Here is a 10,659-nt window from a genome sequence, read left to right as displayed (position 1 = left end):
CTGATACCCTTTCTTTCCGTTTCTCTGTGTCTCTGTTTCTCTGTGGTCAGAAATAACCTCTCGGGGGGCACCTATGCGATCAGGCGCGAACCTTCTGGGCAACATCATCAGGGCCGTCAACTGCCAGCTCGCCAGGCGAGGCATCGCGAGGCCCGGACTGCCGATAACTCTCACGTTTTCCGTTACCAACCGCTGCCAGTCGCGCTGCAAGACCTGCCTGATATGGAAGTTCCACGAGAACCGGCCTGAACTAGTTCAGAAAGAGCTCTCGCTCGATGAGATCGAGAGGGTCTTCAAGGGGATGGGCACAATAGCATTCTTCAATATCAGCGGCGGCGAGCCGTTCCTTCGCGACGATTTGCCCAATATCGTGGCGCTCGCGCTTGCCCACCTTCGCCCCAGCATCGTCCACATCCCGACCAACGCCCTTATGCCCGGACGAATCGAGCGCCAGGTGAGCGAGATGCTCGAGCACATCAGCCAGAAAAGCCCAGGCGTCAAGCTGTCGGTCAAACCATCCCTGGACGGCCTCCGCGAGCACCATGACGAGATAAGAGGCGTGCCCGGCAACTTCGACAAAGTCATTGAGACAATAAAACGACTCAGACCACTATCCGACCGCTTCCCGCAGTTCGTGCTGGAAGTCGGCACGGTCATCTCGCGGCTCAACATGGACAGCATCGAGGCGATCGCCTCGTTCGTCCACTCGCTTGGCATCGAGAGCTATCGCAGCGAGCTCGCCGAGACCAGAACCGAGCTCGCCAACAAGGACGCTGACATAACGCCCTCGCCAGATGACTATGAGCGGGCGATAAATGTGTTCAAAAGGCACACCATCGAAGGCCTCAAGGGCAAAAGGCGATATACCAGGATGCTCGAGGCGATGCGCCTCGTCTATTACGGCCTTGCCCTCAGGACGCTCCGTGAGCAGAGGCAGGTCATCCCATGCTACGCCGGTATCTCAAACGCCCATCTGGACCCTTACGGCGAACTGTGGGCATGCTGCACGATGGCCGGCGACGCCTCGCTCGGCAACGTCCGTGAGACAGGTTACGACTTCTGGAGAATATGGCACTCGAGGCAAGCCGACGAGGTCAGGGCATCCATCCGACGAGGCGAGTGCTTCTGCCCCCTCGCCAATCAGGCTTACTCCAACATCATCCTCAGCCCGACCTGGCTGCTGAAGACAGCCACCACGTTCGTCCGCTACGCTGCGCTTAGGTAGGATTGATCAGAGCTGGGGACAGCCGCCGCGTGTCCCCAGACCCCTCCGCGGCTTTTCTGAAACGTGCTCCTGTGGCGCTCTGGGCTTCCGTCGCGGGACCCTCAGCCGCCATATTGCTCCGCAATCTGGCCGCCAGCCATTCAATCGCAAGGCGATTGAAGCTCGGAGTCAGGTCGCTGTAAAAAGCCCAGTCCGCGATAGGAACGATGCCCGTGAAGCGCGAAACCGAACAACACATTCGCGATCATGTCTTAAATCCCCTGAAGGGGGATAATGTGAATAGCCGTAGGCGCAGCCTACGGAATCAGATATCAATGCGGAGATCGGCCCAGAAGGGGTCGAACAACCCCAGCGAATCACAGCGTTGTGCAACCTCTTCAGCGTTGATATATTATTTTCCTCTGCTTCGTCCCATTCCCGTAGGCTGCACCTACGGCTACTATTGTCATTCCCCTTCAGGGAATTCAAACTTGTGTTGTGGCACAACCGGCGTGACGTATAATGACCACGCAACCGTGCGCAGATGTGTGAGTCCTGTGAGGGCAGCCGTGGGCGAAGGCTAATGAAGGAGAACGTACCGTATGCAGAACAACCTCGAAGACACGTACAACATGAGATGTCCCCTCTGTGGGGGAGGTGACATCAAACCGGAAGATGACCTTGCCACAGACCGATGCATTGTGACCTGTGGCCGGTGTCACAAGTTCCGCATCCGAAAACAAGCATGGCGGTTCCCGCCCAGCGAAGATACCAAGCGGAAGCTCCATCTCCTTTCGGGTCTTGCCAGGGAGCTTTCAGAACACGGCGGGATGCTCAAGATCGAGTCAGTCCGGCCGGACAAAATTGACGAGCTCTTGTCTGGCCGAGTCCCAACGACCGTGCAAGAGAAGATCGACCGTCTTCTTCAGGGAATGGCCAAGAGATCAGAACATCCGGGCGCGGAATTCCGCATTGATAAGGATAATGACTACCCTCTAGCTTATGCCAAAAACGGGACTGAATTGGGTTTCTTCTTAGAGCATTTGGAGAATTCCGGTCTCGCTCTAATAGGAAGAGGAGGCAGCACCGCCGGCCCGTTTCGGCTCACAACTAAAGGCTGGGAGCGCGTCGAGAAGCTCAAGGAATCCAGAGCGACCTCGACCAAAGTCTTTGTGGCAATGCACTTCACCAAAGCTCTTGAGGACCTATACGATCTGGCGATCAAACCGGGCATTGCGGCGGCTGGATATGGCCCCGTCCGGGTTGACCGGGAGGACCACATCGGCAAGGCCGACGACTACATCATAGCCCAAATCAAAGAGTCGCGTTTCATGGTGGCGGACATGACAGATCAAAGGCAGAGCGTTTATTTTGAGGCAGGATATGCAATGGGTTTGGGCCTTCGGATCATTTGGCTTTGCAGGGATGATGATATGAAGAACCTCCATTTTGACATTCAGCAATACAATCACTTGCCTTGGAAGCAGGGCGAGTGGCTGGATTTGAAGGACAGGCTTAGATACCGGATAGAGGCCACGATCGATCGTGGGCCCGCCCGCCTTCTGACTGATAAGTCAAAAAGCCCCAACCCGGTGTGAGCAGCGCGATATAGACATCGGCGAGCATCCTTAGCGGGTCAGGATGCGGCTACGAGGCGGCAGGCGTTCAGAGCTTCGAGACGATGATTATCCTGCACTCGGCAAGAAAAGGCAGCCGCCCGCGCAAAAAGATGAGTCGGTCGGCATCGTCGTTCGAGATGACAACGTCGCAGGCGAGATGTCCCGCTGCTGATATGGCCTCGACAATTTTCGGGTTTTGGCCCACTAACGGGCTTATTCTCGCCGCGTCGGTCCCAGACATATAAGTGATGCCGCCGTTCTGCATGAAGCTCAGCCGCCGGGCATATCGCACGTCGAAGACAAGCCGCCCGTCTTGGGCGAATATGGCGGGGCACAGCGCTGGTTTCAGAGAGACTCGTGAAGCGTCGATAATCAACCCCGTGGGATGTCTGATGGCGGACAGCCACTCGGCGCTGGCGTCGGCCGGAACCGGCGTTGGCATGACGAGGCCGCTTTGGCGATCGCCCACGCCGACTCCTTCAACTAATAAGGGCAAGATGGGGAAGCCTTTTACGTCCAGGCCAAGAAAGACGCAGGCGCTTGGGGTCTTGCCGTATTGCACGCACTCCCAAAGGACAGAAGTGCTCGATGCGAGCTGCGAGAGCCTGAGGGCCGGTGCGCCGCGCAGGGCCATGAGGTCGCTCACGCGCTCGGCTGCTGAAACACGAATGTCAAGCAGGGCCGCGACGAGAGCATCTGCGGCATTCTGTCTCGCCAGTGCCGCCGCCTGCGCCTCATCCATGTCCGTAAGTTCGCAGCGCCCGAGCGCGTATATCAGGCCGGACGTCCAGTCGATCGAGACCAGGTCGAGGCGCTCTACAAAGTGCGTCGATGAAACAGGCAAGAGCGGCGGGACGGAACTGGCCTGACAATAGAAGGCCGAAAGGATGATCGCCGAAAGAAACAGCCAGACGATATTAAGTTTATGCGCTGCGAGGGGAACGGACCTGCTGTGGTCGAGCGGCGTTTGTGCGTCCAGATTCAGACTTGGCTTCATGTCCATCTTCCAGCTTGGCGAGGCGCAATATCTCGGGCGATGTGATGTCGCAGCTGCCAAACTGGGGCAGTAACCCAAGCTCCGAACCACTACTCCTCTGCTTGTTGCGACTGCGCGATAATCTTCTCGCTGATAATTGTTGGAACCGGCTCGTAGCTTGAGAACTGCATCGTGTAGCTCCCTCGTCCGCCGGTCAGAGACCTCAAGTCGGGGGCATACTTGGACAGCTCCGCAAGAGGCGCAATCGCCTTGATCACCTGCCTGCCAGCGATGGTCTCTGTCCCTATGACCTTGCCGCGTCTCGAGCTCAGGTCGCCAATCACGTCCCCCATCGATTCCTCGGGCACTACCACCTCCAGCTCCACGATCGGTTCCAATAGGACAGGGCTAGCATCTGCCGCAGCCTTCTTGAACGCCATCGACCCCGCTATCTTGAATGCCATCTCCGAAGAATCGACCGCGTGGAACGAACCATCATAAACCGTAACTCGCAGATCAACCACAGGATAGCCTGCAAGGACGCCCTTATCCATCGCGCCGATGACGCCCTTCTCGACCGCTGGGATATACTGCCTCGGTATCACGCCGCCCACTATCCTATCCACGAACTCGAAGCCAGTGCCCCTTGGCAGCGGCTCGAGCTCCACCCAACAGTCGCCATATTGCCCACGTCCACCGGTCTGCTTCTTGTACTTCCCTTGCGCCTTGACCTTCTTACGGATAGTCTCGTGGTAAGGGACCTTCGGGGCCTTGAGATTCACCTCAACGCCAAACTTCCGCTTCATCCTGCCCACGATCACTTCCACATGAAGCTGCCCAGAACCCGAAATGACGAGCTCCTTCGTGTCGGGGTCCCGCCGCGACTTCATCGTGGGGTCCTCCTCCATCAGCCGAGAAACGGCACTTGAGATCTTCTCCTCGTCCACTTTCGACTTTGGCTCAATGGCGAAGGAGATCATCGGCTCCGGATACTTAATGGGGGGGAAGATAACCTTCTCGTTCTCGTCGCAGAGAGTATCTCCGGTGGTCGTCTCCTTCAGCTTCGCAACGGCAACCATGTCTCCCGCCTTCGCAAGTGGACATATCGCGTGTCCTTTGCCCTCAAGGTAGATGAGCTGACCGATGCGCTCCTTACGCCTCTGGTTGGAGTTATACACCGTGCTGTCTGACGAAAGCGCACCCGAATAGACCTTCATCACTGATAACTTCCCCGCATAAGGGTCGGCTATCGTCTTGAAGACAAACGCCGCAAGCGGCCCTTTAGGATCGATCTTCACCTCCACCTCATTGCCGCTCGAAGCATCGTTCGCAATCACCGGCGGCGAATCTAACGGCGAAGGCAGCAAGGTCATTGCCATCCTACTCAAAACATCAACGCCGATGTTCTGCTTTGCCGATCCGCAGAGCACCGGGACCAACGCTCCCTCCTTCACGGCCCTCGCCAAGGCCTCCATTAGCTCGCTACCCGAGATGCTCTTCTCCTCAAGATACCGCTCCAGGAGCGCATCGTCCGTCGAGACGATCGCCTCAACCATTTTCTCGCGATACTTGGCGGCCTGGTCGGCATACTCATCCGGGATGTCTGCCTTCTTGCTCTTGCCAGAACCATCACGCTCATACATAAGAGCCTTCATCTCGACCAGGTCTATAACCCCCTTGAAACCTGCCTCATGGCCAATAGGAAGGTCCAATACCACGATCTTCTCGGTAAGAAACTTCTTTATCGAATCGACCGCTTGCTCGAGGTCCGCTCTTTCACGACCCATCTTGTTCACAAAAATCATCCTGCGCGTGCCGTACTGCTCGCAGAAATCCCAAACCCGCTGGGCCTGAACCTCCACGCCCGCCACACCGCACAACACTATTATGGCGCCCTCGCTCACCTTGATAGGGCTCTTGGCGTCCATGATAAAGTCGGCATAGCCCGGCGTATCTACCAGGTTCACCCGAGTATCCTTGCTCTCAAAGAACGAGAACGAACTTGAAATAGATATGCCACGCTCAATCTCCTCCGGGGCATCATCCATGACGGTCGTCCCGTCCTCGACCTTCCCCAGCCGCGTGGTCTTACCACTGTTGAAAAGAAGCGCCTCGGCCAGGGACGTTTTCCCGGTATCGCCATGTCCACATAGAACGATATTGCGAATCTTTGCTACGTCGTAGTCCTTCATTCAATCTTCCTCAAACAATAAATGTTAGCATTGCCGATGTCGGCGAATATAGGCGGCGAAAGGCGAGTCTGTCAAGCAAAGCGACGGAACGACTGGCCGCCCGACCAATGCCAAAATGCTCTCGGCGAGAAAAGCTTGACAGGCGGTCGGGGGGGGCGTAAAATCCATCCTTGTTGCCTAAAATGTGATTTGGGTTTTTCTGTTGTTTTTCAATTCTGGACAACACGACTGGCGAGTGGGTGCAGACGGCGGCCGCCCCTCGGATCGTCGGGGTGGTCGAGGATGCCGACATTGCCGACGGCCCGTATTCATAGTTATCCGTTGGCGGTTGGCGGTTGGCGATTGATCGTAGGAATGATCCACTAAGAACACGAAGACACACGAAGCAGGAGGGAAGGCAAGAGGAGGGATTGATGGTCGAGGCGCGTTCTTGAACATGCTTCTTCTCTTCGTGGCCCTTAGTGCCCTTCGTGGACGAAGCATCTAGTAGATTAGGAGACCGATGCGGTTGAATTGTGATCTTCTCTATCGTATGGAGGGTATGGACATGAAGCTACGTGTTTTCGGGTTAATTATCGTCACCATTGCGCTTTTGACAATGTTGCCGGGGGCGGCCAGGGCGGCGCCTCAGGTATTCATCAAAACCGACAGCGAGAGCTACAAGGCGGGGGATACGGTTGAGGTGAGCCTGGCCGGTCATAACGACGGCGGGGGCATGTCCGTTGACGTCTATGTCGGCCTGTTGACGCCCGAAGGCGCGCTCTACACGCTTGCATGGGACGGCTGGTGCGAGGGCGTCAAGGGCCCTTGGGCCCCCGGCTTCTGGTTCCCCCGTCTAGCGCAGCCGCAGCGAACGCCGTTTTTCTGGTTCACCGTGCCGTGCGAGATGCCGCCGATAAACGAACCTGGCGAGTTCTTTTTTCTTGCGGCCTTGACCCGGGCTGACACGGCGGACCTGCTCAGCAACATAGCCCTCGCAGCGTTCATGGTCGGGATGCCTCAGGCTTCGGACTACTACGTTGACGTAGAGATTGGCGATGATGCGAACTACGGCTCCGAGGAAGCGCCTTGGCAGTCAATCAGGCATGCTTTGTATTCGGTGGAAAGCCTACAAGAGGCCCCTGTGGCGATTCATGTCGCCCCTGGGACCTATTTTTGGGCCACCGGCGAGGCTTTCCCGCTGAGGATGAAGAGCTGGGTCTCACTTGTCGCTGAAGGGCCTGGGACAACAATTGATGCGGAGGAATATGGGACCAGCGTCATCGCGTGCGAGGATGTGCAAGGTGTGACAATTCGTGGATTTACTATTACGGGCGGCGGCCCTGCATCCTATGGTGGTTTGATGGGGGTCAAGTTTGGCGGAGGGATATTCTGCCGCGACAGCTCCGTTCTAATTGCAGATAACACGATAAGAGAGAACAGCGCAGGGTGGGGTGCTTGTGGGGGCGGCGGCGCGGGGATATACTGCACTGGCGGCTCGCCCGCCATTGTAGGCAACCTGATCCTCCGAAACACCGCGGAGCCGTCGTGTGCAGCCGAAGGAGGCGGTATCCTCTGCGAGAACAGCGCGGCGATTATCGCGAACAACACAATTGTGGGGAACACCGCGTGCTTTGGGGGCGGGATCGCGACTTGGGACTATCAGAATGCTGGGCCGCCTCAGATATTCAACAACACCATCGTGGACAACATCGGATACGGGTCAGGGATTTCTTGTAGTGGCGTCGATGCGGCGGTGGTCGATTGCATTGTGTGGGGGACAAACGACCTGGTCCTCTATGGTGTATCTGCCAGCTACTGCTGCATAAAGGGCGGTTATCCTGGCGAGGGCAACATCGATCAGGACCCGATGCTTGTAGCCGACTCGCCGTGGCCTGGATGGACTGGGTGGAAGCGCTATCTTGATCCCGCAAGCCCGTGCATCGACGCGGGAAGCAGGTCCGCGGAGGAGGCCGGCCTCTCACGCATGACAACGCAAGAAGATGGGACACCGGACACCGGTAGGGTGGACATGGGAGTCCATTATCCGATTCCGTGAGAATCCTTGATGAAAACAGAGCCACCAAATTGAACAGTACGAGCAGGACCTAGAATGGCTACTTACCTCGACATTATCAAGGAAGTCGCGAAACCCGATGGCATTCCTTTCGCTCGGCACGCTGGCACCATGTCGGAGCTCCTGATGTCGTTCCGGAATGATTCGGTTGTTCAGCGCCTCCTCAAGGCCGGTCGCCGCGCAGCCCCTCTGATCTGCTGGCAGCTGCGCAAAGATGGTCTGCAAATATCCCCCCAGGCTCGCGCTTGCCTCTTCTGGATACTTTGCCAGACAGCGCCCGATATGGCGGCGCATCTTGTCATGGCCCCGCTCGCTAGCCCAACAGACCACTCCGCAGCTCTCTTGGTCGGGCTTGCGCGAGAATGGATCCCGAAAGGACCGTGGGTCAGAGATGAAATAGCGCGGCGGGGAATCCTCCATAGTGGCAACGACTCATGGCCCTATGACGCACTCTTCCCCGGCCTTGCCAACGAAGTGAAGGACGATTCGGAAGTCAAGCAAGAGAGAGAAGAAAGCAAAGAACATCCGCCAAATAGCGCGGAGGCACCCCTCTTCGCAACATTCGCAGCCCACTTTGCCGAGGCGTCTGAGCGATTCAACCCATACAACTGCGAGAGCGTCCCTTGGGACGTCCGTGAAAAATATAAGCTGCTAATCCCAATAACGGACGGGAGAGAGGCATGGTTTGGCGAAAAAGGAGTGAACCACCCGTGAAGCTCTTCGCGGTATGTTTCATGACAGTGGTGCTGTGCGGCTGTTTGGCCGGTGCGGCCTTTGGACACATATCGACCTCACACTGCGCCTGGACTATCGAAGAGGGACGGCAAGGTAGGGCGCGCTGCGGATTTAGCACAGGGCCTGGATGCCCCAACGTCATGTATTCGAGGGGGATGCTAGAGGGGCTTGCATTCGGCGGCATCGGCCCCGAGGACAGACTCTTGCTCACCGCGGGCTTTTTACAAGACAACCTCGTGCTTCTGCTACGTCCTGACGGGTCCACAGACCTAAGACTTCCGCTGCCCTACACCGACCCCAATTGGTCCGGCTTCTGTGGCCGCGCAACCGATGATGATCACATCTACTTATGTAACTCCAATAGCGGGACCAGAGATGATGTACTGTCTTGCCGGCGCCTTGACGGGTCAGAGGTATGGAATACGACAGTTCGCGCTAGCATCGTTGTTCCCGTGCACCACAGAGGACTGGCGGTTCTTGCCGACTGGAGAACTGAGGACCAGGGGCTAATGAAGGTCTTTGATGAACATGGGAACCTGGTCTCAGAAGACGTGCTGAAGCATTGCCCGTATATCGCTGCGTTCAATGCAGACGGTATAGCCACGTGGGCATATTATACCTGGGAGGCGGTGCCTGGTGGTGGTTTTGAGGCAGAATGGTTCTGTGCTTCTGAGCTGAATCCAGACGGCGTCTCGATTCATTCGGCATACTTCCCGTCCTACGAGACGTACCCCGCGTGGGGCGGCTACTACACAAAGGTGAATCAACTGGGAAATGTCTTCGTCGCCGCGAAGAAGAAAGTGGCCGTGTTTGCCGATGCTAGCCTAGAGGCGAAGCTCTGGGAATACACGCCCGATGGATTCACTGTTTGGGAGAACGCGTGCGGAGACCCATTCGGCGGTTGGTATGTCGTGCATGCATTGCCGGAAAGCGATAATGACTGGTTCCGCGAGCTTAAGCTTCTAAGAATCGACCCGGACGGGACCCCCGCTTGGGATAAGAGCATGGGCCGACCATGGATCACTATGGGTACCCACAGTGTATGCAAGTGCGATGCAGCGGGGAACGTCTATTATGCATTCCAGGGCGAGGTTATCTCGCTTGATCCCGACGGCACAGAACGCTGGCGCATGACATTCCCTGAAGATGACATGGATGTCCTGGCTCTTGATTCATCTGGGACAGTATATGTGAGAGGGCACACTGATCGAACGAGCATTTTCGATCAAACGACGCTTCTCGCGTTATCCGATCACAAGCCACACCACTCGCGGGTGCGGGTCAAGATGCCGGAGCGGGAGGCGGGGGACGTTTATCAGCCCGGTGAGGAGGTTATTGTGCTGCTCCAGCCGTATAACTTTGGGGAGGATGAGGTTGTGGATGGCTACCTGGCGGTCATCCTGCCGAACGGGGCAATCTCCTACTACACATCCTCGGGCTTTCGCGCCTCGCCGACGCCCTGGTTCCCGAACGTCTATTTGCCGAACAGCTACGAGATGATCGACGCGCCGCTTTTCCTCGGCGCCATCCCCGAAGGCGCACCAGAGGGCACATACACCATCATCGCCGGCTTCACAACGCCCGGCACGCTGACGCCCGTCGATGAGCTCTTCCCCCTCACCTTTCAGGTGGTTGGCCGTTGACAGTTGGCGGTTGACAGTAAGGACTCACCACGCGGAGAGCCTCCGCTCCCTTACTCTGGGCCGAGGCTGCGCTTCAGCATCGACCCCCACTCTGGATAGCTGCCTGAGGCGAGCTCCGTTTCGGTGCGAGCCGACAGCTTACGTCCGCCGGCGGAAACAGCTACCCGAGTGCCGTGGGCACCTTGACGGGGTGGGGGAGATCACTTATCTTTCGGGGCAATGACCGCGAGTTTT

8 protein-coding genes are annotated in these 10,659 nt (G+C 57.2%); 5 read left to right on the top strand and 3 right to left on the bottom strand.

The window, feature by feature from the left end; all coding sequences use genetic code 11:
* Window positions 1-73: 73 nt before the first annotated feature.
* On the top strand, window positions 74-1,225 hold the full coding sequence (locus VM163_09560) for a radical SAM protein (protein HUT04122.1): 1,152 nt from the start codon (window positions 74-76) through the stop codon (window positions 1,223-1,225).
* Here the strand turns inward: VM163_09560 and VM163_09555 are convergent.
* On the bottom strand, window positions 1,218-1,463 hold the full coding sequence (locus VM163_09555; GenBank protein ID HUT04121.1) for a hypothetical protein: 246 nt from the start codon (window positions 1,461-1,463) through the stop codon (window positions 1,218-1,220). The two genes, VM163_09560 and VM163_09555, sit on opposite strands and share 8 nt — an antisense overlap.
* A gap of 343 nt (window positions 1,464-1,806) precedes the next feature.
* On the opposite strand from VM163_09555, the gene VM163_09550 reads away from it, so the two are divergent.
* Window positions 1,807-2,802 (top strand): hypothetical protein, encoded by a 996-nt coding sequence (locus VM163_09550; GenBank protein HUT04120.1) that lies wholly within the window; start codon window positions 1,807-1,809, stop codon window positions 2,800-2,802.
* Window positions 2,803-2,869: 67 nt separating this feature from the next.
* Here VM163_09550 and VM163_09545 read toward each other — a convergent pair whose 3' ends face one another.
* Window positions 2,870-3,820, bottom strand: coding sequence for a hypothetical protein (locus VM163_09545; GenBank protein HUT04119.1), 951 nt, complete (start codon window positions 3,818-3,820; stop codon window positions 2,870-2,872).
* An 89-nt stretch (window positions 3,821-3,909) separates the two neighbouring features.
* Window positions 3,910-5,991, bottom strand: coding sequence for an elongation factor G (gene fusA, locus VM163_09540; protein HUT04118.1), 2,082 nt, complete (start codon window positions 5,989-5,991; stop codon window positions 3,910-3,912).
* A 547-nt stretch (window positions 5,992-6,538) separates the two neighbouring features.
* Between fusA and VM163_09535 the strand changes: the two genes are divergently transcribed.
* The 3 genes from VM163_09535 to VM163_09525 are packed head-to-tail and all read left to right on the top strand — an operon-like array spanning window position 6,539 to window position 10,425.
* The gene (locus VM163_09535; GenBank protein HUT04117.1) at window positions 6,539-8,029 is read left to right on the top strand and encodes a DUF1565 domain-containing protein; all 1,491 of its coding nucleotides are present in this window, start codon (window positions 6,539-6,541) and stop codon (window positions 8,027-8,029) included.
* Between the two features lie 54 nt (window positions 8,030-8,083).
* Window positions 8,084-8,761, top strand: a complete 678-nt coding sequence (locus VM163_09530; GenBank protein HUT04116.1) for a hypothetical protein — start codon at window positions 8,084-8,086, stop codon at window positions 8,759-8,761.
* Entirely contained in the window at window positions 8,728-10,425 is a 1,698-nt protein-coding gene (locus VM163_09525) for a PQQ-binding-like beta-propeller repeat protein (protein HUT04115.1), read from the top strand. Before VM163_09530 ends, VM163_09525 begins: the two co-directional genes overlap by 34 nt.
* Window positions 10,426-10,659 lie beyond the last annotated feature (234 nt).

This window comes from bacterium, assembly GCA_035527515.1.
Lineage (GTDB): Bacteria > B130-G9 > B130-G9 > B130-G9 > B130-G9 > B130-G9.
This window is presented reverse-complemented; position numbering and strand designations above follow the sequence as displayed.